The 22,915-nt window shown below is 70.6% G+C and carries 23 protein-coding genes; 4 read left to right on the plus strand and 19 right to left on the minus strand.

The window, feature by feature from the left end:
• Positions 1-1,036: 1,036 nt before the first annotated feature.
• Positions 1,037-2,941, minus strand: a complete 1,905-nt coding sequence (locus RCO28_RS18530) for an AMP-dependent synthetase/ligase (protein WP_308942225.1) — start codon at positions 2,939-2,941, stop codon at positions 1,037-1,039.
• Positions 2,942-2,984: 43 nt separating this feature from the next.
• The gene (locus RCO28_RS18535) at positions 2,985-4,316 is read right to left on the minus strand and encodes an acetyl-CoA C-acetyltransferase (protein WP_308942226.1); all 1,332 of its coding nucleotides are present in this window, start codon (positions 4,314-4,316) and stop codon (positions 2,985-2,987) included.
• Between the two features lie 70 nt (positions 4,317-4,386).
• Here RCO28_RS18535 and RCO28_RS18540 point away from each other — a divergent pair, with 70 nt between their 5' ends.
• Together RCO28_RS18540 and RCO28_RS18545 are read left to right on the plus strand one after the other, a co-directional pair.
• Entirely contained in the window at positions 4,387-5,727 is a 1,341-nt protein-coding gene (locus RCO28_RS18540; RefSeq protein ID WP_308942227.1) for a 3-oxoacyl-ACP reductase, read from the plus strand.
• A 2-nt stretch (positions 5,728-5,729) separates the two neighbouring features.
• The gene (locus tag RCO28_RS18545) at positions 5,730-6,581 is read left to right on the plus strand and encodes a MaoC/PaaZ C-terminal domain-containing protein (RefSeq protein ID WP_308942228.1); all 852 of its coding nucleotides are present in this window, start codon (positions 5,730-5,732) and stop codon (positions 6,579-6,581) included.
• A 113-nt stretch (positions 6,582-6,694) separates the two neighbouring features.
• Here RCO28_RS18545 and RCO28_RS18550 read toward each other — a convergent pair whose 3' ends face one another.
• The 9 genes from RCO28_RS18550 to RCO28_RS18590 form a co-directional block, all read right to left on the minus strand.
• Complete coding sequence (locus RCO28_RS18550) at positions 6,695-7,336, minus strand: TetR/AcrR family transcriptional regulator (RefSeq protein ID WP_308942229.1); 642 nt, start codon at positions 7,334-7,336, stop codon at positions 6,695-6,697.
• Positions 7,337-7,404: 68 nt separating this feature from the next.
• Positions 7,405-7,752 (minus strand): hypothetical protein, encoded by a 348-nt coding sequence (locus tag RCO28_RS18555; protein WP_308942230.1) that lies wholly within the window; start codon positions 7,750-7,752, stop codon positions 7,405-7,407.
• A gap of 85 nt (positions 7,753-7,837) precedes the next feature.
• On the minus strand, positions 7,838-9,190 hold the full coding sequence (locus RCO28_RS18560) for a dicarboxylate/amino acid:cation symporter (protein WP_308942231.1): 1,353 nt from the start codon (positions 9,188-9,190) through the stop codon (positions 7,838-7,840).
• Positions 9,191-9,311: 121 nt separating this feature from the next.
• Positions 9,312-9,437 carry a hypothetical protein gene (locus RCO28_RS18565; protein WP_308942232.1) on the minus strand — a complete coding sequence of 42 codons (126 nt, stop codon included), beginning with the start codon at positions 9,435-9,437 and terminating at the stop codon, positions 9,312-9,314.
• Between the two features lie 214 nt (positions 9,438-9,651).
• Positions 9,652-9,909, minus strand: a complete 258-nt coding sequence (locus RCO28_RS18570; protein ID WP_374991194.1) for a DUF4229 domain-containing protein — start codon at positions 9,907-9,909, stop codon at positions 9,652-9,654.
• A 133-nt stretch (positions 9,910-10,042) separates the two neighbouring features.
• A complete protein-coding gene (locus RCO28_RS18575; RefSeq protein WP_308942234.1) occupies positions 10,043-10,567 on the minus strand; it encodes a GNAT family N-acetyltransferase in 525 nt (174 codons plus the stop codon).
• A 12-nt stretch (positions 10,568-10,579) separates the two neighbouring features.
• The gene (gene mqnE / locus RCO28_RS18580; protein WP_308942235.1) at positions 10,580-11,743 is read right to left on the minus strand and encodes an aminofutalosine synthase MqnE; all 1,164 of its coding nucleotides are present in this window, start codon (positions 11,741-11,743) and stop codon (positions 10,580-10,582) included.
• Between the two features lie 83 nt (positions 11,744-11,826).
• Positions 11,827-12,282, minus strand: a complete 456-nt coding sequence (locus RCO28_RS18585; RefSeq protein ID WP_308942236.1) for an Lrp/AsnC family transcriptional regulator — start codon at positions 12,280-12,282, stop codon at positions 11,827-11,829.
• A gap of 149 nt (positions 12,283-12,431) precedes the next feature.
• Positions 12,432-13,118 carry a UbiX family flavin prenyltransferase gene (locus RCO28_RS18590; protein WP_308942237.1) on the minus strand — a complete coding sequence of 229 codons (687 nt, stop codon included), beginning with the start codon at positions 13,116-13,118 and terminating at the stop codon, positions 12,432-12,434.
• Positions 13,119-13,214: 96 nt separating this feature from the next.
• Here RCO28_RS18590 and RCO28_RS18595 point away from each other — a divergent pair, with 96 nt between their 5' ends.
• On the plus strand, positions 13,215-13,832 hold the full coding sequence (locus tag RCO28_RS18595; protein WP_308942238.1) for a rhomboid family intramembrane serine protease: 618 nt from the start codon (positions 13,215-13,217) through the stop codon (positions 13,830-13,832).
• 93 nt (positions 13,833-13,925) lie between these two features.
• On the opposite strand, the gene mqnP is transcribed toward RCO28_RS18595, so the two are convergent.
• Positions 13,926-14,828, minus strand: a complete 903-nt coding sequence (mqnP, locus tag RCO28_RS18600) for a menaquinone biosynthesis prenyltransferase MqnP (protein WP_308942239.1) — start codon at positions 14,826-14,828, stop codon at positions 13,926-13,928.
• Complete coding sequence (locus RCO28_RS18605) at positions 14,825-16,285, minus strand: menaquinone biosynthesis decarboxylase (protein ID WP_308942240.1); 1,461 nt, start codon at positions 16,283-16,285, stop codon at positions 14,825-14,827. Before RCO28_RS18605 ends, mqnP begins: the two co-directional genes overlap by 4 nt.
• 88 nt (positions 16,286-16,373) lie before the next feature.
• Here RCO28_RS18605 and RCO28_RS18610 point away from each other — a divergent pair, with 88 nt between their 5' ends.
• The gene (locus tag RCO28_RS18610; RefSeq protein WP_308942241.1) at positions 16,374-16,688 is read left to right on the plus strand and encodes a PLD nuclease N-terminal domain-containing protein; all 315 of its coding nucleotides are present in this window, start codon (positions 16,374-16,376) and stop codon (positions 16,686-16,688) included.
• A 61-nt stretch (positions 16,689-16,749) separates the two neighbouring features.
• On the opposite strand, the gene RCO28_RS18615 is transcribed toward RCO28_RS18610, so the two are convergent.
• The 6 genes from RCO28_RS18615 to RCO28_RS18640 form a co-directional block, all read right to left on the minus strand.
• Entirely contained in the window at positions 16,750-17,256 is a 507-nt protein-coding gene (locus RCO28_RS18615; RefSeq protein WP_308942242.1) for an SRPBCC family protein, read from the minus strand.
• 44 nt (positions 17,257-17,300) lie between these two features.
• Positions 17,301-18,383 carry a c-type cytochrome biogenesis protein CcsB gene (ccsB, locus tag RCO28_RS18620; RefSeq protein ID WP_308942243.1) on the minus strand — a complete coding sequence of 361 codons (1,083 nt, stop codon included), beginning with the start codon at positions 18,381-18,383 and terminating at the stop codon, positions 17,301-17,303.
• Positions 18,380-20,149 carry a cytochrome c biogenesis protein ResB gene (locus tag RCO28_RS18625; RefSeq protein ID WP_308942244.1) on the minus strand — a complete coding sequence of 590 codons (1,770 nt, stop codon included), beginning with the start codon at positions 20,147-20,149 and terminating at the stop codon, positions 18,380-18,382. Before RCO28_RS18625 ends, ccsB begins: the two co-directional genes overlap by 4 nt.
• A gap of 2 nt (positions 20,150-20,151) precedes the next feature.
• Complete coding sequence (locus RCO28_RS18630) at positions 20,152-20,997, minus strand: cytochrome c biogenesis protein CcdA (protein WP_308942245.1); 846 nt, start codon at positions 20,995-20,997, stop codon at positions 20,152-20,154.
• 10 nt (positions 20,998-21,007) lie between these two features.
• The gene (locus RCO28_RS18635) at positions 21,008-21,610 is read right to left on the minus strand and encodes a TlpA disulfide reductase family protein (RefSeq protein WP_308942246.1); all 603 of its coding nucleotides are present in this window, start codon (positions 21,608-21,610) and stop codon (positions 21,008-21,010) included.
• 66 nt (positions 21,611-21,676) lie between these two features.
• Positions 21,677-22,897, minus strand: a complete 1,221-nt coding sequence (locus RCO28_RS18640; protein WP_308942247.1) for a hypothetical protein — start codon at positions 22,895-22,897, stop codon at positions 21,677-21,679.
• Positions 22,898-22,915 lie beyond the last annotated feature (18 nt).

The raw sequence follows: 22,915 nt of genomic DNA on the forward strand, positions 1-22,915 counted from the left end.
GGCGGGGGGTGGGGGCGCCGCCTCCCGGCCCTTGCTGCTCTCTCCCCTCCCCGCCCCTTCCCGAAGTCCTCAGCGGACGGCTCCTGGGGCGCGCCCCCTGCCCCCTGCTCGGGGGCTCCGCCCCGAACCCCCGATCGCCCTTCGGGCTCGTCCTCAAACGCCGGACGGGCTGAAATCAGGCTCGCTCCCCCGGGCCCCACTCCGGGGCTCCGCCCCTGGCCCCCAGTCGCGCTCCGCGCTCGTCCTCAAACGCCGGACGGGCTGAAATCGGGCTCGCTCCCCGTGCATGCCGACGCCCGCACATCTCAGCTCCTCCGGGTTTGAGGAGGGCGGCCGAGGGCTGGCCCTCGGAGCGGTCTCCAGCAGCGACAGCCGTCAGAGCGGTCCGAGGGCGCGGCCCACGGGATGGCGGCCGGGGACACAACCCCCGAAGCCAGAAGCCCGAGAGCAGCAGCCCAGAGCGGAACCCCGGAAGCGGCAGCCCCGGCAGGAGCCAGGATCCGCAGCCCGCGCAGCGGGGAGGAGGGGCCGCAACCCGCGCAGCGGGGCGAAGGGGCCGCAACCCCGAGCGGGGCCCCCGGGGCCTCGAACCAAGGTCCAAGGGCGGCAGCCCCGAGCAGGGCCTGGGGGCGCAGCCCCGAAACAAAGCCCAAGGGCAGCAGACCGAGCAAGGCCTGGGAGCGCAACCCCGAAACAAAGCCCAAGGGCAGCAGACCGAGCAAGGCCTGGGAGCGCAACCCCGAAACAAAGCCCAAGGGCAGCAGACCCGAGCGGGGCACACGGGAACTGCAGCCCCCGAAAGCACGGCGAAGGGCCGCAGCCCCGAGCGGGAGCCCGCAACGCCGAGCAGGGCCCGGAGGCCACAACCCCGAGCAGGGGCCGAAGGCGAGAACCCCGAGCGGGCCCGAGGGCGAGAACCCCGAGCAGGGCCCGGGGGTGAACCCCGAAGCAAGGTCCAGGGGTGAAGCCCCGGGATCGGGGGGCCTGGGGGGGTAAGCCCCCAGGCCTCTTCGTTGGGGGCCTGGGAGGGGGAGGGTCAGGATGGGCGGCGTTGGGCGTACAAGTGGTCTATCTCCGGTGCGAAAGCCGTCTCGATCGCCGCACGCCTGAGCTTCAGGGATGGCGTGAGATGGCCCGCCTCCTCCGTGAAGTCGACCGGGAGGACCCGGAAGCGGCGGATGGATTCCGCGCGGGAGACCAGTTTGTTGGCCTCGTCGACCGCCTTCTGGAGGGTCTCCAGGAGCTCCGGGTCCTGGACGAGCTCAGCCATCGGCACGTCCTGCTTCTTCATCATCCGGCGCCAGTGCGCGATGCCGTCCGGTTCGAGGGTGAGCAGCGCGGCGACGTACGAGCGGTTGTCGCCGATGACCATGCACTGGCCGACCAGCGGATGCGCGCGCAGCCAGTCCTCCAGGGGCGCGGGGGCGACGTTCTTGCCGCCCGTGGTGATGAGGATGTCCTTCTTCCGGCCGGTGATGGAGAGGTAGCCGTCCGCGTCGAGGGCGCCCACGTCCCCGGTGCCGAACCACTTGTCGTAGGCGGGGGCGGACGTGCCCGACTGCCCGTCCCAGTAGCCGTGGAAGACCTGGCCGCCGGAGAGCAGCACCTCGCCGTCGTCCGCGATCCGCACCGCCGTGCCGGGCAGCGGCCAGCCCACGGTGCCGAGGCGGGGCCGCAGCGGTGGGGTGACCGTGGCGGCGGCGGTGGTCTCCGTGAGGCCGTACCCCTCGTAGATCTGGATCCCGGCGCCCGCGTAGAACGCCGCGAGCCGTCGGCCGAGCGGGGAGCCGCCGCAGATCGCGTACCGCACCTTGCCGCCGAGGGCCGCCCGGATGCGCCGGTAGACCAGCCGGTCGTAGAGCGCGCGGGCCACCTTGAGGCCGACCGTGGGGCCGGGGCCGGTGCCGTGTTCGGCGGCCTCGACCGCCTCCCCGTAGCGCCGGGCGATGTTCGCCGCGCGGTCGAAGGAGGCGGCGCGGCCGAGCTTCTCGGCGGTGGCGCGGCCGGTGTTGAAGACCTTCTCCAGGACGTACGGGATGGCAAGCAGGAAGGTCGGCTTGAAGCCGGCGAGGTCGGCGAGCAGGTCCTCGGTCTGGATGCTGGGCGCGTGCCCGAGCCGTACGCGGGCGCGCAGGCAGCCGATGGCGACCATCCGTCCGAAGACGTGCGAGAGGGGGAGGAAGAGGAGGGTGGAGGCGGGCTCCTTGGTGAGGGACTTGAAGACCGGGTGCAGGAGTTCGATGGCGTTGTCGACCTCGGCGAAGAAGTTGCCGTGGGTGAGGACGCAGCCCTTGGGGCGGCCGGTGGTGCCGGAGGTGTAGATGAGGGTGGCGGTGGAGTCGGGGGTGAGGGCCGCGCGCCGCTTGTCCGCCTCGACGTCGTCGAGGCCGTCGCCCGCTCCGGCCACGGCGGGCAGGTCGGCGAAGGTCCACACGTGCGCGAGGTCCGGCAGCCGGTCGCGTTCGGGGCCGAGCGCGGCGGCCTGCCCCGCGGTCTCCACGGCGACGGCGACCGCCCCGGAGTCCTGGAGGATCCAGCGGGTCTGGAAGGCGGACGAGGTCGGGTAGACGGGGACGGTGACCAGGCCCGCCGACCAGGCGGCGAAGTCGAGGAGCGTCCACTCGTACGTCGTACGCGCCATGATCGCGAGCCGGTCGCCGGGGCGCAGGCCGTGCGCGATCAGCCCCTTGGCGAGTGCCCGCACCTCGTCGGCGAACTGCCGCGCCGTCACCTCCCGCCACGTGCCGTCGGCTTCCTTGCGGCTCAACACGGCCTCGGTGGGCGCCTGTTCGGCGTTGTCGTACGGTATGTCCGCGAGCGAGCCCACGGTCACCACGGGCGCGAGGGGCGGCACGGACACCTCGCGTACGACGCCGTCCGTGACGGTCTTGTGCGGCTCGACGAGCGGGGGCGGCGCGGGGGCCGGGGTCTTACGGGGCACGCGACTCCTTGAGGGTGAGTGGTTCGGTGGCCGTCAGGGGCCGTCAGGCGCGTTCGAGGATCGCGGTCACGCCCTGTCCGCCGGCCGCGCAGATGGAGATCAACCCCCGTGCGGGAGCGTCCCGTTCGGCGAGGAGTTCGGCGAGCGTGGCGACGATCCGGGCGCCGGTCGCGGCGAAGGGGTGGCCGGTGGCGAGGGACGAGCCGGCGACGTTGAGGCGGTCCCGGTCGACCGGGCCGAGGCCCGCCTTCTCCCAGGCGGCGAGCGTGGCGAGGACCTGCGAGGCGAACGCCTCGTGCACCTCGACCAGGTCGAAGTCGGCCAGACCGAGCCCGGCCCGCTCCAGCATCCGCGGCACCGCGTACGCCGGGGCCATGAGGAGTCCGTCGCCGCCCCTGCCGGTCACGTCGCCGTCCACGAAGTCGACGGCGGCCGTCTCGTACGTCGTGAGGTACGCGAGCGGGGTGAGGCCGCGCGCGGCCGCCCACTCCTCGTCGGCGAGCAGCACGGTCGCGGCGCCGTCGGTGAGCGGGGTCGAATTGCCCGCCGTCATGGTCGGGTCGGGGCCGTCGGTGCCGAACACCGGCTTGAGCCTGGCGAGTTTCCCGACCGTGGAGTCGGGGCGCAGGTTCTGGTCCCGCTCCAGGCCGCGGAAGGGCACGACGAGGGCGTCGAGGAAGCCCCGGTCGTAGGCCGCGGCGAGCCGCTGGTGGCTGGTGGCGGCGAGCGCGTCCTGGTCCTCGCGGCGCACGCCCCACTCCCGCGCCGTCACGGCCGCGTGCTCGCCCATCGACCGGTGCGTACGCGGCTCGGCGTTGCGCGGGATGTCCGGGACGAGGTGGCCGGGGCGGATCTTCGCGAGGGCCCTGGCCCGGGCGCCTGCCGACTTCGCCCGGCGCGCCTCCAGGAGGATCTTGCGCAGTTTGTCGTTGACGCCGAGCGGGGCGTCGCTCGCGGTGTCGGCGCCGCCCGCGATCGCGCTGTCGAGCTGGCCGAGCGCGATCTTGTTGGCGGCGGCGATCACGGCCTGCAGGCCGGTGCCGCAGGCCTGCTGGATGTCGTACGCGGGAGTGCGCGGGTCGAGTGCGGAGCCGAGGACCGTCTCGCGCGCGAGGTTGAAGTCCCGGCTGTGCTTGAGGACGGCGCCCGCGACGAACTCGCCGACGCGGCTGCCGTGCAGCCCGAAGCGGTCGACGAGGCCGTCGAGCGCGGCCGTGAGCATCTCCTGGTTGGACGCGGTGGCGTACGGGCCGTCGGAACGGGCGAACGGGATACGGCTCCCGCCGATGACCGCGACGCGGCGGACCCCGCCCTCCCCTCGGTCACCACTGCTTCCGCCGGCTCCGCCGTTCCCGGCGGCTTCTTCGGTGCTCATCTCGACCAGCTCCTGACTCTTGAGTAACCTTACTCAGAAGTAAATTTACGACCGAGCTGGGAGTTGGACAATGGCCGACCGCTATCTGAACTTCACCGGAACCGCGCCCGGCCGCTTCCTGACCCGCAGGCTCGGGCTCCCGCAGCCCGCCCCGCTGCGCCGCTGGTCGGCCGAACACCCGTCCCTGGACGGCCCGTTGCTGCGGCTGACCGCCGGTTCCTCCGCGCTCAAGGGCCTGGACGAGGTGCTCGCCCGCACCGGACTCGAATCAGGCACCGAGCGGCCCGCCGCCGTCGTGCTCGACGCCACCGGCGTCGCCGACGTCGGCGCACTCGCGGGGGTGCACGCCGCCCTGCACCCCGTGGTGCGCTCCGTCGCGCCGGGCGGCCGGATCGTCGTGCTCGGCTCGGCGCCCTCGGCCGCGGACCACCACCAGGCCGCCGTCCAGCAGGGCCTCGAAGGGTTCGTGCGCTCCCTCGGCAAGGAGGCAGGCCGTGGCCGTACGGTCACGCTGGTCCGTCTCGTCCGTACCGACTCCGCGGCGGCGGCCGAGTCGACGCTGCGGTTTCTGCTCTCGCCCAAGTCCGCCTACGTCAGCGGTCAGGTGATCGAGGTGGGCGCGTCCTCGGTCGACCGGGAGGCCGTAGCCCCGGAGGCCGTCGAGCCGGGCCGGCCGCTCGGCGGGCGTACCGCTCTGGTCACGGGTGCGGCGCGGGGCATCGGCGCCTCGGTCGCGGAGACCCTCGCGCGGGACGGCGCGCAGGTCGTCGTCCTCGACATCCCGTCCGCCCAGGACGAGTTGGCGCAGCTCGCCGAGCGGCTCGGCGGGACCGCGCTGCCGCTCGACATCACCGCCGACGACGCGGGCGAGCGGATCGCCGCCGCACTCCCCGAGGGCGTGGCCGGCCTGGACGTGCTGGTCCACAACGCCGGCATCACGCGGGACCGCAAGCTCGCCAACATGCCCGCCGAGCGCTGGAGTTCGGTCCTGGAGGTCAACCTCGCGGCCGTGCTGCGTACGACGGACTCGCTGCTCGCGTCCGGCACCCTGAACCGCGGCGGGGCGATCGTCGCCACCGCGTCCATCGCGGGGATCGCGGGCAACGTCGGCCAGACCAACTACGCGGCCGCCAAGGCCGGGATCATCGGCCTGGTCCGCTCCCTCGCGCCGCGCGCGCTCGCCGAGCACGGCGTCACCGTGAACGCGGTCGCGCCCGGCTTCATCGAGACCAGGATGACCGCCGCCGTACCGCTCTTCATCCGCGAGGCGGGCCGCCGCATGAACTCCCTCGCGCAGGGCGGCCTTCCGGTCGACGTCGCGGAGACCACCGCCTGGTTCGCCGACCCGGCCTCCGGCTCGGTCAACGGCCAGGTCGTCCGCGTCTGCGGCCAGAGCCTTCTGGGGGCCTGACGATGACGGTCGTACGACTCGACTCCGCACCGAGCCTCACGCCGCTGCTCGCACGGGGTGCGCTGCGGTCCCCGCTGAAGCGGGTCGCGGAGGGTGCCGTCGCCCCGCCGACGCGGCTGGTGCTGCGGGATGCGGCGATCGACCCGGGCCGGCTGGCCGCATACCGGGCGGTGTGCGGCTTCCCGGGGTCCGGATCCACTGCGTCGAGCGCCGAGCTCCCGGTGACGTATCCGCACATCCTGGGCTTTCCGCTGGCCATGCGGCTGATGGCGGCCCGTGAGTTTCCGCTGCCGCTGCTCGGTCTCGTCCATACGACGTTCGCCGTCGACCAGCACCGGCCGCTCTCCGCCGACGAACGGCCCGAACTCACGGTGTACGCCGAGAAGTTGAGCCCGCACCGACGCGGAACGGAGGCTCTCCTCGTCACCGAGGCACGGCTCGCCGGGGAGCTGGTCTGGGAGTCCCGCAGTACGTACCTCGCGCGCCACTCCACGTCGTACGAGGGGCCGGGTCCCGAGCGCGCCGCGGCCGACGGGCCGTTGCCCGTGCGCGCCGAGTGGGACCTGCCCGGGGATCTCGGGCGGCGGTACGGGGCGGCTTCCGGCGACCGCAACCCCATCCACCTGCACCCGCTCACGGCGAAGCTGTTCGGGTTTCCGCGGGCCATCGCCCATGGGATGTGGACGGTCGCGCGGTGCCTCGCCGAGCACGGCGCGGAGGGGTCGGTGCGGGTGCACGCCGAGTTCAGGGCGCCGGTGCTGCTGCCGGGGCGGGTTTCCTACGGTGCGGAGGGTGAGCGGTTCGCGTTGCGGGGGGCGGGGGAACGGGTGCACCTGAGCGGGTTCGTCCGGTAGGCGCGGGTCGTACGGGGCTCGGCTTTCGCGCCCACGCGGCGGAGCCGCACGATGTCACTGGCCCCGCGCCCCTATCAGGGCGGGGAGCCGCACGATGTCACAGCCCCGCGCTCCTATCGGGGCGGGGACCAGGGCTCCCCCCGCATCAGGTTCCCCAAGCCCGCCCAGGCGAAGTTCATCAGCGTGGTCGCGGCCTGCTTCGCGGTGACGCCCTCCGCGGTGTTCGCCCAGACCGCGAGGGCCTCCGCCGCTCCCACCAGGGCCTCCGCCAGGCCGGCCACCTCGCGTTCGGGCAGCGACGGGTTGCGGTGCGCCTCCCGGGCGGCCTCCGCGATCAGCAGCGTCACGAACGCCACGATCTCCTCGCGCATCACGGCGACCTCGCGCGCGAACGGCTCGCCCTGAGTGCGGGCCTGTGCGTGCAGGACCGCCCAGCCGTCCGGGTGTTCGGCGGTGTGCGTGAAGAACCCCCGCAGCCCGGACCAGAGTTGAGCGTCGGCGGGCTCGCCGGGCGTGATCGCCGACCGCACCGCCTCGACGAGCGCCGCCGCCTCCCGGCGGATGCACGCGGTGAACAGCTCTTCCTTGGAGTTCAGATAGAGGTAGACCAGCGGCTTGGACACCCCGGCGAGCTCCGCGATCTCGTCCATGGACGCGGCCCGGTACCCGCGCTGGGCGAAGGTCCGCACGGCGGCGTCCATCATCTGCCGTTCCCGTACGGCCCGCGGCATCCGCTTGCCCTTCACAGCGCCCACGCCGGTCGCCCTCCCCGATTCACGATTACTCCGCGGTAAGCCTACGACTCCGGACAAGCGCACCTCACTCAGAGCGGCAGCAGTTCCGGCCACCACGGCGGCACGTTGCCCGGCGGGCAGAGGGGCGCCGGGTACTCGGCGGGCGCGTGCAGCCAGGCCAGCACGCCCCAGACGAGGAGCAGCGAGCCGAGCACGGCGCCTGCCGGTCCGGCCGCCCCGAGCCGGGACAGCGCGAGCCACCACCAGAGCGCCGCCACGGCGGTGAGCCCGAGGAAGACCAGCGCCAGCGGGAGCGAGTTCGCCGCCGCGTTGATCCCGATGTCACAGTCCCGCCAGGCCCGCCCGAGCAGCCACGCCCCGAGCCCGCCGGTCACGACTCCGGCCCCGGGCACAACCCAGACCCACGTCCTGCTCACTGGTCCCCCCTACGTACGACCGCGCCCCGGACCAGTTTCCCGGTCCGGGGCGCGGGTTCACCACGAGGGGGTGACGCTCACCGCGTCAGGCAGGCACCGGCACGGCCTGCCGGTCGCTGTCCGCCGCGTCAGCCGACTCGTCGAGCGGCTCGTCCGTAAGGGACGAGGACGCGCTGTCGTACGCCTTGCGGTCCAGGATGTTCTCCCGGGCCGCGACCAGGATCGGGATGACCGACTGGCCGGCCACGTTGGTGGCGGTGCGCATCATGTCCACGATCGGGTCGATGGCGAGGAGCAGGCCCACGCCCTCCATCGGCAGGCCGAGCGTCGACAGGGTCAGCGTCAGCATGACCGTGGCGCCCGTCAGACCGGCGGTGGCGGCGGAGCCGACGACGGAGACGAAGGCGATCAGGATGTACTCCTTGATGCCCATCTGCACGTCGAAGATCTGCGCGACGAAGATCGCGGCGATCGCCGGGTAGATCGCGGCGCAGCCGTCCATCTTGGTCGTCGCGCCGAACGGGACGGCGAAGGAGGTGTAGTCCTTCGGGACGCCGAGGCGCTCGGTGACCTTCTGGGTGACCGGCATGGTGCCGACCGAGGAGCGGGAGACGAAGGCCAGCTGGATCGCGGGCCAGGCGCCCTTGAAGAACTTCAGCGGGTTGACTTTGGCCACGGTCGCGAGCAGCAGCGGGTAGACGCCGAACAGCACCAGGGCGCAGCCGATGTAGATGTCCGCGGTGAAGGTCGCGTACTTGCCGATCAGGTCCCAGCCGTACGTGGCGATGGCGTAGCCGATGAGGCCGACGGTGCCGATCGGGGAGAGCTTGATGACCCACCACAGGGCCTTCTGCAGCAGCGTCAGGACCGACTCGCTGAGGTCCAGGATCGGCTTGGCCTTCTCGCCGATCTTCAGGATGGCGATACCGGCGACGGCGGCCATGAAGACGATCTGCAGGACGTTCAGCTCGGTGAACGGCGTGATCACGTTCTCCGGGATGATGCCGGTGAGGAAGTCCAGCCAGGTGCCCGCGCTCTCCGGCTTCGCGCCGTCCTTCGGAGTGAGGCCGGTACCGGCGCCGGGGTTGGTCAGCAGACCGATGGCGAGGCCGATGACCACCGCGATCAGCGAGGTGATCATGAACCAGAGCAGCGTGCGCGTCGCCAGCCGCGCGGCGTTGTTGACCTTACGCAGGTTGGTGATCGACACCAGGATGGCGAAGAAGACGAGCGGCGCGACGGCCAGCTTGAGCAGCTGGACGAAGATCGAGCCGACCTTGTCGAGGGTGGTGACGAGCCAGGAGACGTCCTGGCTCCGGGCCAGCCAGCCGAGCAGGACACCGAGGACCAGACCGGCGACGATCTGGGCCCAGAACGGGACCTTGGGTATTCGGAAGCCCGACGGCTTCTCGGTGGCGGCGGGGGAATTCGCGGACACGGACACACTCCGGTGAAGACGCGCGGTCAGGGACGTACGTGCTCATGCGTGTGGCATGGCGTGACTTGCGTGGAGCGGCTGCCGCGGAAAGGAGTGCGCGGCGCCACTGCATTGATGTCGCTCAGACGCGGCAACAGGCCGCGGACATGCAGCGGCAGAGGTCGACATGCAGGCGCGCGACGAGCGGAACGCTCGTGCCCATGAGCGGACCGCTCACGGCGGTGCGGGGCGCAACTGCTGTCTTCATGTCGAACACGTTAACACTTGAACTTTGAGAACATCAAAGGGTGTCTTTGGGGAGGATTTCCAGCCATCCACCCCGGATGAGGCACGAAAACGCAGGCACCCCGGCCTCCGAGCGGCTGCTCGGTCACCGGGGTGCCGATGTGTCTGTGACGAGAGTTACAGCTCTCGACGACGTACGCGTTGACTACGCGTTGACGTACGCGGTGACGTACGTGTTACAGCTCCCGCACGCCGTCCTCCATGCTGCGGTTGTCCGCCAGCTTGGACTTCGCGCGGTCGACCGAGCCGACGATCTGCGCGGACATCTCCTCGCGCTGCCCGCGCAGCAGCACGAAGCTGAGCGGCGCGGAGACGACGATGGCGAGCACGAGCACCCACAGCAGGTTCGAGTCGCCGAGGCCGCGCGGCAGCACGCCGAGGAAGACGAGTCCCCAGATCGCGAAGAAGCAGGCGGCGAAGATGCCAAGCCGCATCGCGGTGTACCGGACGGTGGCGCTCGGCTTCGGTGCCACGGCTCGCCTTCTCTCTGCTCGTACGTCTGCGGGGTGTCCGACTAGTGAAGCACGCCCGCAAATGGATCAGCTCAGGGGGCTCAGCCCATCGGATTCAGTGCAGCGGGAGCCACATCGTGACGTCGTCCCGGAGGTCGTGCGGGGCGACGCGGATCGCGGACGGCACCCGGCCGACCTCCTTGTAGCCGCAGGACTCGTAGAACCGCTCCAGGCCCTCGCCGCCGCGGCAGGTGAGGCGGATGCCCTCGATCCCGTCGAGCGAGCGGGCCGCGTCACCGGCCGCGGCCATCAGCTCCCGGCCGTACCCCTTGCCCTGGTGGGCGGGGTGCAGCATCACGGTGTAGAGCCAGAGCCAGTGGCGCATCAGGCGGTGCGCGTTGAGGGCGAGGAAGGCCGTCGCGGCGACGGCGCCCTCTTCGTCATACCCCACGAGAAGCCGGGTGCGGCCGTCGGCCATGGACTCCAGGTGCTTCAGCCACTCGGGCCGGACGGACTCCGCGGTGACCGGCGGGACGAAGCCGACGGCGCCGCCCGCGTTGGTGACGTCCGCCCACAGCCGGACGATGTCCCGGCCGAGGTCGGGACCGACCCGGGGTTCGAAGACGAAGCGCAGCGCCATGGAGCGTGCGCCTCAGAAGCGCATCGGCTGCGGGGCCTCGCGGCGCTCCGGGTCCGGGCCTTCGTACTCGCGGATGATCTCGTACCGGGTGTTCCGCTCGACCGGGCGGAAGCCTGCGTCGCGGATCAGGTCGAGCAGGTCCTCGCGGGTGAGCTTGTTGGGCGTGCCGTAGTTGTCGGCGTCGTGCGTGATCTTGTACTCGACGACCGAGCCGTCCATGTCGTCCGCGCCGTGCTGCAGGGCGAGTTGGGCGGTCTGCACGCCGTGCATCACCCAGAAGACCTTGACGTGCGGGACGTTGTCGAAGAGGAGGCGCGAGACCGCGAAGGTCTTCAGGGCCTCGGCGCCGGTGGCCATCTGCGTGCGCGCCTGCAGCCGGTTGCGGACCTTGCCGTCCTGCATGTCGACGAAGTCGTGCTGGTAGCGCAGCGGGATGAAGACCTGGAACCCGCCGGTCTCGTCCTGCAGTTCACGCAGGCGCAGCACGTGGTCGACGCGGTGCCGGGGCTCCTCGATGTGCCCGTACAGCATCGTGCTCGGGGTCTTCAGACCCTTCTCGTGCGCGAGGCGGTGGATGCGCGACCAGTCCTCCCAGTGGGTGGCGTGGTCCACGATGTGCTGCCGGACCTCCCAGTCGAAGATCTCCGCGCCGCCGCCGGTCAGCGACTCGAGGCCGGCCTCGATCAGCTCGTCGAGGATCTCGGAGGCGGGCATGCCGGAGATGGTCTCGAAGTGGTGGATCTCGGTGGCGGTGAAGGCCTTGAGGGAGACGTCCGGCAGGGCTTCCTTGAGGGCGCTCAGCGAGCGCGGGTAGTAGCGCCACGGCAGGTTGGGGTGCAGGCCGTTGACGATATGCAGCTCGGTGAGGTTCTCGCCCTCCATCTCCTGGGCGAGCTTCACCGCCTCCTCGATGCGCATCGTGTACGCGTCCTTCTCGCCCGGCTTGCGCTGGAACGAGCAGTACGCGCACGACGCGGTGCACACGTTCGTCATGTTGAGGTGGCGGTTGACGTTGAAGTGCACCACGTCACCGTTCTTACGGGTGCGCACCTCGTGGGCGAGACTGCCGAGCCAGGCCAGGTCGTCCGAGTCGTAGAGAGCGATCCCGTCCTCGCGGGACAGCCGCTCACCGGCCAGCACCTTCTGCTCAAGGTCCCGCTTGAGTCCCGCGTCCATGCCTCAACCTCTCGCTACGACAACTGCCGCCAACCGTACTTCCCCCACCCTTCGGGCGGGAGGTGCCCCCACGACGCTGCGCGTCAGACCTCTTCGGGCAGTTCCCCGACCCGGTTCTCCCACTTGGTGGAGAGCACGATCGTGGTACGGGTACGCGAGACGCCCTTCGTGCCGCTCAGCCGGCGGATGGTCTTCTCCAGACCGTCCACGTCGTCGACGCGCACCTTGAGCATGTACGAGTCGTCACCCGCGATGAACCAGCAGTCCTCGATCTCGCCGAGGTCCTTGAGGCGGTACGCCACGTCCTCGTGGTCCGTGGCGTCGGACAGGGAGATGCCGACCAGAGCGGTCACACCGAGGCCGAGGGCGGCCGAGTCGACGGTCGCGCGATAGCCCGTGATCACGCCCGCCGCCTCCAGGCGGTTGATGCGGTCGGTGACGGAGGGGCCGGAGAGGCCGACGAGCCGGCCGAGTTCGGCGTACGAGGCCCTGCCGTTCTCCCTCAGGGCCTGGATGAGCTGCCTGTCCACCGCGTCCATATGCCTGGCGCCTTCCATTGTTCAGCGATGCCACGAGTCTGCGTCGGCGTCTGCGTCTATGCCTCAATCTAAGGCACACAGGGTCGCACCCCTGTGATTCTTTTACCAGATCACCGGCGATCTTTCAGATTCCAGGAGAAGGGCAGGCCCTAGGCCTCCCGAGAGCCGCCACCGAGCTCTCCTTCCCAGCGGCGGTACAGGCCGTGCGGCACCCCCGCCGCGTCGAGCACTCGCCCGGCGACGAAGTCCACCAGGTCCTGGATGTGCGTCGCCCCCGCGTAGAACGCCGGTGAGGCGGGCAGTACGGTCGCGCCCGCCTCGTCGAGCGCGACGAGCTGCTTCAGCGTCTGGCCGTTCAGCGGGGTCTCCCGCACGGCGACGACCAGCTTCCGCCCCTCCTTGAGCGTCACGCTCGCCGTCCGCTGCAGCAGGTCCTTCGAGAGCCCGAGCGCGACTCCGGCCACGCAGGCCGTGGACGCGGGCACGATCAGCATCCCGCGCGTCGGGTACGAGCCGGACGAGGGGCCCGCGGCGAGGTCGCCCGCCGCCCAGTACCGCACGTCCGTCACATCGAGCGGCGCGTACGCGTCCGGCTTGCCGTCCGCCCCGCGCGCCAGCCACTCCCGGAGGTCGTCCTGCCAGTGTGCGTCGCGGAACGAGATGCCCGTCTCGTCGAGCAGCGTCAGCCGCGAGGCACGGCTGACGACCAGGTCCACGCTCTCGCCCGCGGCGAGCAGTGCGCGCAGCACGGCCGCGGCGTACGGCGTGCCGGACGCGCCGGAGACACCGACCACCCAGGGTCGGCGCTGCGGGGTGTGTTCGGGTACGGGCTGCACGCCACGAGCCTATCCGCAGGGCCGGAACCGGGCAGACCCCACCGGGCGTTGAGCGGACAGGAGGCGGTTCCAGGATGCTTCCAGGAGGCGATCCCCATGGCGTACGCAGACCCCGCACCGCAGCGTTCGAGCCCGTCGTCCGGCAGGCGGCGCGCGATGACGGCCGCCGTCGTGATGGTGGCCTGGGTGGCCCTGCTGTGGGTGCTCGAAGTGATCGACGTGGCGAGCGGCCACGCCCTCGACGCGTACGGCGTCACGCCGCGCGTCCCGGGCGAGCTGTGGGACGTGGTCCCGGCCGCGTTCCTGCACTTCGGCTTCGACCACGTCGCGACGAACAGCGTGCCCCTGCTCGTCCTCGGCTTCCTGGCCGCGCTCTCCGGGCTTCGCCGCTTCGGCGCCGTCGTCGCGCTGATCGTGGTGTTCAGCGGCCTCGGCGTCTGGTTCTTCGCGCCCACCCACTCGGTGACGGCCGGAGCGTCCGGAGTCGTCTTCGGCCTCTTCGGCTATCTCCTGGTCCGCGGCTTCGTGGACCGCCGCGCGGTCGACGTCCTGATCGGCGTCCTTGTCCTCGCGGTGTACGGCTCGATCCTGTGGGGGGTCCTGCCGACGGCTACGGGGGTCAGTTGGCAGGGGCACTTGTTCGGGTTGCTCGGTGGGGTGCTGGCGGCGGTGCTTTTCCGCAGGACACGGGGCCCGGCAACGTCGACCGGGTGACCGTCGATCGCCCTCCGGGCTCGTCCTCAAACGCCGGACGGGCTGGATTTCTCAGGCTGGGCCGACCATTTCAGCCCCTCCGGCGGCGATTGATCAGGCCCCCAGCCCCCGCACCACCAGATCCATCAGCGCGCACACGAACAGCGCGATCCCGATGAACCCGTTGACCTGGAAGAACGCACGGTTCAGGCGCGACAGATCATGGGGCCGCACGATCGTGTGCTCGTACAGGAACGCCGCCGCGGCGATCACCAGGCCGAGCCAGAAGAACACGCCCGCGTCCGTGGACAGCGCGTACCAGACGAACAGGCCCGTCGTCACCAGGTGGCAGCCGCGCGCCCCCCGGATCGCCGCCGGGATGCCGAAGCGCGCCGGCACCGACAGCACGCCGACCTCGCGGTCCGTCTCCACGTCCTGGCAGGCGTAGATCAGGTCGAACCCGCCGATCCAGATGCCCACGGCCAGGCCCAGGATCACGGCGTCCCAGGACCACGAACCCGTGATCGCGAGCCAGGCGCCCACCGGGCCCATCGCCTGCGCCAGGCCGAGGATCGCCTGCGGGAAGTTCGTGAACCTCTTGCCGTACGGATAGACCACCATCGGGATCACCGCGACGGGGGCCAGGGCCAGGCAGAGGGGGTTGAGCAGGGCCGCGGCGCCCAGGAACACGATCAGGGCGATCAGCGCGCCCGTCCACGCCGACTTCACCGAGACCGCGCCGGTGACGAGCTCGCGGTGGGCGGTGCGCGGATTGCGGGCGTCGATCTCGCGGTCGATGATCCGGTTGGCGGCCATCGCGAACGTGCGCAGGCCCACCATCGCGATCGTCACCAGGAGCAGCCGGCCCCAGTGGATGGTCCGGTCGAGCTGGAACATCGCGGTCAGCGAGGCGATGTACGCGAAGGGCAGCGCGAACACCGAGTGCTCGATCATGACCAGACGCAGGAAGGCCTTCGTGCGCCCCGGCTGCGGGACGGCTGCTGCGGCACTGCTCACTTGAGTCCGTACTCCTTCCAGCGGCGGTCCACGAGGGCCGCCGTGCGCGGGTCGGACTCGACCATGTCCGGCCAGCCGCCGTCGCGCGTGTAGCCCTCCTCGGGCAGCTTCTTCGTCGCGTCGATGCCCGCCTTGCCGCCCCAGAACTGCTGGTACGAGGCGTGGTCGAGGTGGTCGACCGGGCCCTCCACGATCGTGAGGTCGCGGGCGTAGTCGGTGTTGCCGAGCGCGCGCCAGGAGACCTCGTGCAGATCGTGCACGTCGCAGTCCTTGTCCACGACGACGATCAGCTTCGTCAGGGACATCATGTGCGCGCCCCAGATGGCGTGCATGACCTTCTGCGCGTGCTTCGGGTACTTCTTGTCGATCGAGACGATCGCGCAGTTGTGGAAGCCGCCGGACTCCGGCAGGTGGTAGTCCACGATGTCCGGGACGATCACCTTGAGGAGCGGGAGGAAGAAGCGTTCCGTGGCGCGGCCGAGGGGACCGTCCTCCGTCGGCGGGCGGCCGACCACGATCGACTGCAGGAGCGGGCGCTTCCGCATCGTCACGCAGTCGATCTTGAGGGCGGGGAACGGCTCCTGCGGCGTGTAGAACCCGGTGTGGTCGCCGAACGGGCCCTCCGGCAGCATCTCGCCGGGCTCCAGCCAGCCCTCGATGACGACCTCGGCGCTGGCCGGCACCTGCAGCGGCACCGTCTTGCAGTCGACCATCTCGACGCGCTTGCCCTGGATGAACCCGGCCAGCATGTACTCGTCCATGTCACCGGGGAGCGGCGCCGTGGACGCGTACGTCACGGCCGGCGGGCAGCCGAAGGCGATCGCGACCGGCAGCTTCTCGCCCCGCTGGGCGGCGACCTGGTAGTGGTTGCGGCTGTCCTTGTGGATCTGCCAGTGCATGCCGATGGTGCGCTTGTCGTGCCGCTGCAGCCGGTACAGGCCGAGGTTGCGCACGCCCGTCTCCGGGTGCTTGGTGTGGGTGAGGCCCAGGTTGAAGAACGAGCCGCCGTCCTCGGGCCAGGTGAACAGCGCGGGCAGCTGCTCCAGGTCCACGTCGTCGCCGGTGAGCACGACCTCCTGCACGGGGGCGTTCTCCGACTTCACCTTCTTCGGCGGTACGTGGGTCATCGCGCCGAGCTTGCCGAAGGCCTCGCGGATGCCGACGAACCCCTGCGGCAGCTCGGGCTTGAGCAGACCGCCGATCTTGTCGCTGATGTCCGCGTACGACTTGAGGCCGAGCGCCTTCAGGAGGCGGCGGTCGGTGCCGAACACGTTCATCGCGAGGGGCATCGAGGCGCCCTTCACGTTCTCGAAGAGCAGGGCGGGGCCGCCGGCCTTGTTCACCCGGTCGACGATCTCACCGACCTCCAGATACGGGTCGACCTCGGCCTTGATGCGCTTCAGGTCGCCCTCGCGCTCCAGCGCCCGGAGCAGGGAGCGAAGATCGTCGTAAGCCATAGGGACCAGTATCGGCTACTCGCTACGCTTGACCTGTCACGGGGGCCGTCACCCGGCCCCGGCACTCCACACGCAGGGGGACGGCTTCATGTTCCGGGTGCTGCTGATCCTGGTGCCGCTGGCACTCAGCATCTACGCGTTCATCGACTGCATCACCACCGATGAGCAGGAGGTCCGATACGTCCCCAAGCCGCTCTGGGCGATCCTCGTGCTGCTCTTTCCGCTGGTCGGCTCGATCTCCTGGCTGATCGTCGGCCGCGACCGCACGGCGCGGCGTCCGTCCAGGGCACGCGGCGGCGGCTGGGTCGCGCCGGACGACAACCCGGATTTCCTGCAGTCGCTCAAGAAGGACGAGCCGGAGCCGGATCTGGACGAGGACGACCAGGGGAACCCACCCAAGTAGGGCTTCGCTTTCCCTTTCGACTGCTGCGCCGCCGTGGCTGGTCGCGCAGTTCCCCGCGCCCCTAAAAACTCCGCGACGCGTACACGTCCCGGAATCTGCGCCACCGATCAGGCGTCCACGTCGACCACTCCGCCGGATGCCCGGACAACGCCTCCGCGAGGTACTCGAAGTGGTCGTGCCAGCCCGCGAGGCAGTCCAGGCGCAAGGAGTCGTCGCCGTGGAACTCGTTGGTGAAGCGCAGCGTCGTCCCCGCCGTACCGTCCGGTTCCAGATGGAACCGCATCCGCCCGTGCAGCGAGTCCAGCGTGTACTCAGCGATCCGCTCCACGTCCCACGCGGTGACCCGCCCCGAGTGGCGCTCGCCCACCTGGTTGAGCCAGCGCAGTACGACGGCGCCGCCGAGCCTCGGTTCGAGGACATCGGCGGCGGCGAGCCACTGCGGCAGCCCCCGCGCACTGGCCACGGCGAGCCAGGCGTGCTCGACGGGATGCGGAAGGTGCAGCTCGAAGTGGAGGTGCTGGATTCCGTTCTCGGTCCGGCTGGTGCCCTGTCCGATCGTCGCGGTCATGGCACCAGCCTGGCCCGGTTGCGGAACATCCGCACCCGTGCAGGTCAGACGCCGGCGTAGGAGTGCTTGCCGGTGATGAAGATGTTGACGCCGTAGTAGTTCCACAGCCAGGTCGCGAAGGCGAAGAGCGCCAGGTAGGCGGCCTTGCGGCCCTTCCAGCCGGCCGTCGCGCGGGCGTGCAGGTAGCAGGCGTACACGATCCACGTGACGAACGACCAGACCTCCTTGGGGTCCCAGCCCCAGTAGCGGCCCCAGGCGTCGCCCGCCCAGATCGCGCCCGCGATGATCGTGAACGTCCACAGCGGGAAGACCGCGGCGTTGATGCGGTACGAGAACTTGTCCAGGGACGCCGCCGAGGGCAGCCGGGAGAGGACCGAGCTCGCGAAGGTGCCGGGGGTGCCGCCGCCCTGGAGCTTGCTCTCGTACGAGTCGCGGAACAGGTAGAGCAGCGTGCCGACCGCGCCGAGGTAGAAGATCGCGCCGCAGAAGATGGCGGTGGAGACGTGGATCCACAGCCAGTACGAGTCGAGGGCCGGGACCAGCTGGTCGCTGTCGGTGTAGAGCCACTTGGTGGCGATGCCCAGGTCGAGCAGGACCGTGGTGATCAGGATCAGGCCGATCCAGCGGACGTTCTTCTTCAGCGCCAGGAGCAGCAGGTACGCGCCGACGGCCACCGTGGAGAAGGTGATCGAGAACTCGTACATGTTGCCCCAGGGGGCGCGCATGACGGAGAGCGCGCGGGTCGCGACGCCGGCCGCCTCGACCAGGAAGCCGAGCACCGTGAGCGACACGGCGATCCGGCCGTACATGTCGCCCTTCTCGGTGCCGCCGTGCGCGCCGGGGCCGTCCGGCACGTCACGGGTACCGGAGGCGGTGCGCGTGACGACCTTGGGGCGCTCCAGGACGGCGGTGCCGCCGGCCTTCTTGACGGTCACGGCGGGCGCGGCGGCGGCGCTCGTGCTCTCCGTGGTGAGCGCGGCGGCGGTGCGCCCGACCTTGCTGCGGCTGCCGAAGGTCCATTCGGCGATGTGCGCGAGGAAGGCCAGGGTGTAGACGGCCATCGACGAATAGATCAGGACGTTGCTGATGTTCGCCAGGTTTTCGTTGGTGGCGGCGGCGAGATTCACTTCTCAGCCCCTTCGGCAGGAACAGCTTCGGGTGTGGAGGGTTCGGTGGACTCGGTCGGCTCGGTCGGCTCGGGTACGCCCGGGGCCTTGTCGTAGAGCAGCCCGGCGAGGTCGCCGAGCTCCTCGGGCAGCTTGGGGGACTCGCTGCGGCCGAGGCCCGCCATCTCGACGACGGTGGTGCCGTCGGCGTGCCGCACCGCACGGACCCAGACGCGGCGGCGCTGGATGAACAGCGAGCCGATCAGGCCGACGAGGGCGGCACCTGCGCCGATCAGCGCCCAGCCGTTGCCGGGCTGCTGGGAGATCTGGAAGGACGCCCACTCCTTGAGGTCCTTCTCGAAGGTGATCGAGCCGGCGCCGTTCGGGAGCGTCATGGTCTCGCCCGGCCGGATGCGCTGCTTGAACAGCTGGCCGTTCTCGTCCTTGAACTCCTTCAGCTTCTTGGTGTCCAGCTGGTACACGTTCTGCGGCAGCCCGGAGTCGACGCCGAGGCTGCCGTGGTACGCGGAGAGCGCGAGCACCGGGTACTCGGGCGCCGGGAACTGCGAGAACATCTCGCCCTTGCCCGCGCCCGCGAAGGTCGGCACGAAGAAGGCGTTGAAGCCGAGCTGTTCCTTCTTGCCGTTCTTGTCGCGGTAGCCGTCGGCGACCTTGATGGCGCCGGTCGACGTGACGTTGGAGTCGATCGGCAGCATCGGCACGGCACCGTGGTAGACGGTCTCGCCGCGGCCGTCCTTGACGGTGACGACGGGCGCGTAGCCGTGGCCGATGAGGTGGACCTTCGCGCCGTTCACCTCCAGCGGCGAGTTGACCTCGACGGCCTTCTTCTTCTCCGGCCCGTCGGCGCCCTCGGAGTAGGTGACGTGCGCCCTGTAGATGCGCGGCGTGCCCTTCTCGGGCCCGCTCTTCTCGTACGTGTCCTCGAAGCTGTCGAGCGTGAAGCTGAACGGTTCCAGGCTGTCGTTGTCGAAGAGGTTGCCGGACTTGAAGTCGTCGTACTGCGTCAGGGTGTTGGCGAATCCGTCGCCCTCGGTGATCAGCTTGCCGCCCTCGGACTTGAAGAGCGTGCCGGCGGCGAAGGCGATCAGCATCACGATCAGCGAGATGTGGAAGAGCAGGTTGCCCGCCTCGCGCAGATAGCCCTTCTCGGCGGCGACCGCGTCCCCGGCGAGGTCGGCGCGGAAGCGGCGCTTCTTCAGCAGCGCCAGGGCCTCCTCGCGCACCTGCTCGGGCTCGGCGTCGGTGCGCCACGTCGTGTACGCGGGCAGCCGGTCGAGGCGGCGCGGGGCGCGCGGGGGGCGGCCGCGGAGCTGGCCGACGAACTGCCAGGTGCGCGGGACGATGCAGCCGATCAGCGAGATGAACAGCAGGATGTAGATCGCGGAGAACCACACCGAGCTGTAGACGTCGAAGAGTTGGAGCTTCTCGTAGATCGGCGTGAGCGTGGTGTGGGCCTCCTTGAAGTCCTGCACCTTGAGCTCGTCGACGCTGTTCTGCGGGATGAGCGAGCCGGGGATCGCGCCGAGCGACAGCATGAAGAGCAGGATCAGGGCGACCCGCATCGAGGTGAGCTGGCGCCAGAACCAGCGGGCCCAGCCGATCACGCCGAGCGCCGGCAGGTTCGGGGCGTCGCCACCCGCGTCCTCCTGGGGCGCGGTGCTGAGCTGCGATCCGGCGCTGCCGAGGTCTTTCTCCTCGCCCGCGTCCGCGGCTTCGGGGGCCGGGGCGGGCTCGGTGCCGTCGGCTGCGGTGTCGGTCTTGCTCACGATCAGATCCCCACGGTGAAGCCGGAAGTCCAGGACTGCATCTGGGACACCAGGTGGTCCCAGACGCCGGTGACGAGCAGCAGGCCGGTGGCGACGAGCATGCCGCCGCCGATCCGCATCACCCAGACGTAGTGCCGCTTGACCCAGTCGAACGCGCCGAGCGCCCGCCGGAATGCGATCGCCGCCAGGATGAACGGCACGCCGAGGCCGAGGCAGTAGGCCAGGGTCAGTATGGCGCCCCGCCCCGCGCTGGCCTCCTGCAGGGAGAGGGCGGTGACCGCGGAGAGGGTCGGGCCGATGCAGGGCGTCCAGCCGATGCCGAAGAGCACGCCGAGCATGGGCGCGCCGAGCAGACCGGACACCGGCCGCTTGTGGAACCGGAATTCGCGCTGCGTCAGGAACGGCATGGCGCCCATGAAGAAGAGCCCGAGCACGATGGTCAGCGCGCCGAGCACCTTGGAGATGACCTCGCGGTGCTCCAGGAGCGTCGACCCGAAGCCGCCGAAGAGCGCGCCCCCGGAGACGAAGACCGCGGTGAAGCCGAGGACGAACAGCCCGGCCCCGGCGGCCATCCGGCCCCGCTTGGCCTCGGCGAGGTCGGTGCCGGAGACGCCCGTGACGTACGACAGGTAGCCGGGGACGAGCGGCAGGACGCAGGGCGAGAAGAAGGAGACGAGGCCGGCGAGCAGGGCGATCGGCAGGGCCAGGACGAGGGCGCCGGTCAGAACGGTCTCGTTGGGGGCCGCGGCGAGGGTGGCGAGGGCGGGCCCGTGGGCGCCGTCGAGGCTCGCGGCGAGGGCGGACCCATGAGCGCCGTCGAGGCTCGCGGCGAGGGCGTGCGCGTGCATCACGTCTCGCTCACTTCTCCGCGAGCAGCGGGTCGATCATCTGGTGCAGCTGCTTGTCGTTGACGGCCTGCAGGGCGCGGGCCGCCATCTTGCCGTCCTTGTCGATGACGATCGTCGACGGGATCTGCTGCGGGGCGAGGCTGCCCTTCGGGAAGCGCAGGATGAGCTTGCCGGAGGGGTCGTAGAAGCTCGGGTACTCGACGCCGTGCTCCTCCTCGAACTTGACCGCCGGGCCCTTGTTGAAGTCACGGGTGTTGATGCCGACGAACTCGACGCCCTTCGGCTTGAGCTCCTCGGCGACCTTCACGAGGTACGGCGTCTCGACGCGGCAGGGTCCGCACCAGGAGCCCCAGACGTTGAGGACGACGATCTTGCCCTTGTAGTCGTCGAGGCTGAGCGGCTTGCCGTCGAGGCCCTTGCCTTCGAGCTTCGGGGCGGCCACGCGCTCGGCCGCCTCGACGCTCGCGATGCCGTTCTTGCCGGTGACGAAGTTGGTGTTCCCGGAGCCGCCCTGGGTGCCGCCGTCGCCGCAGGCGCTCAGGGTGAGGGCGGCGACCGCGGCCCCGGCTGAGAAGAGGGAGGCACGTCGGAAGGCAGGACGGCGGAAGCTCATGTGAAAAGTTTCGCATGACCGTTTCGAGGATCTTGGGCACCCCCCGACCCGTACGAAACGGCCCGCTCAGGCGGCTTTGCCGAGCCCGCGCCAGCCGCCCGCCGGGGCCTGTCCGACGGGGAGACCCTGGAGCTTCTCCAGCACCTTCGGGTCCTGGACGTCGAGCCAGTCGACGAACTGCCGGAAGGAGACCAGGCGTACGTCCTTCTTCTCCGCGACCGTCTTCAGCGTCTCCTCGACGGCGTCCATGTAGATGCCGCCGTTCCACTGCTCGAAGTGGTTGCCGATGAAGAAGGGTGCCCGATTGGTCTCGTACGCGCGGTGGAAGCCGGCGAGGTAGGACTCCGTGGCCTGCTTGCGCCAGGCCGGGTAGTTGTGGGGCGGGGCCTTCGTGGAGTTCTGGGACTGGTTGGCGAGGATGTTGTAGTCCATCGACAGGACCTCGAAGCTGTGGCCCGGGAACGGCATCGCCTGCAGCGGAAGGTCCCAGATGCCCTGCTTCTTCACGGGCCAGCGCTGGTGGCCGCCGGGCGAGGAGGCGTCGTAGCGCCAGCCCAGTTCGCGGGCGACGGGCAGCAGGTTCTCCTGGCCGAGCAGGCAGGGGGTGCGGCCGCCGACGAGTTCCTTGTCGTAGTCGAAGGGCAGCGAGGGCAGGTCGGTCCAGCCCGTGTTCGTACGCCACTCCTTGACGAAGGATCCGGCCTGGTCGATCTCATCGCGCCACTGCCGGGGCGTCCAGTTGCCGACCGAGCCGGTGCCCGCGCAGAAGTGGCCGTTGAAGTGGGTGCCTATCTCGTGGCCGTCGAGCCAGGCCTGGCGCACGTACTTCAGGGTCTGCTTGATGTGGTCGTCGGTGAGGTAGCCGATGTCGGAGGCGCCGACGGTGTTGTTCGGCGGGCGGTAGAGGCGCTTCTTCGCCTCGGGCAGCAGGTAGAGGCCCGAGAGGAAGAACGTCATGTGTGCGTCGTGCTCCTCGGCGAGCTTCAGGAAGCGCGGGAACAGGCCGTTGCCCACCTCGCCCGCGCCGTCCCAGGAGAAGATCACGAACTGCGGCGGGGTCTCACCGGGCGCGAGCGGCACGGGCTTGTCCGGCTGGTGCGGCTGCTTTCCCGTGAAGGACGTGGAACCGTCGCCTATCGCGCGCCCCTCTAGCGGGGCGTCCTTCCCCCTGGCCCGGCTCGCCGGCTTCGCGTCGCCCGTGCCGGTTCCGCATCCGGCGAGTCCCGCGGCGGCCGCCCCGAGGCCAACTCCCAGTCCCAGCAGTCCCCTTCGGCTGCAGTCGCGCATATCCGTCCCCGATTCTCC

It is taken from the genome of Streptomyces sp. LHD-70, assembly GCF_031157275.1.
Taxonomy (GTDB): Bacteria; Actinomycetota; Actinomycetes; order Streptomycetales; family Streptomycetaceae; genus Streptomyces.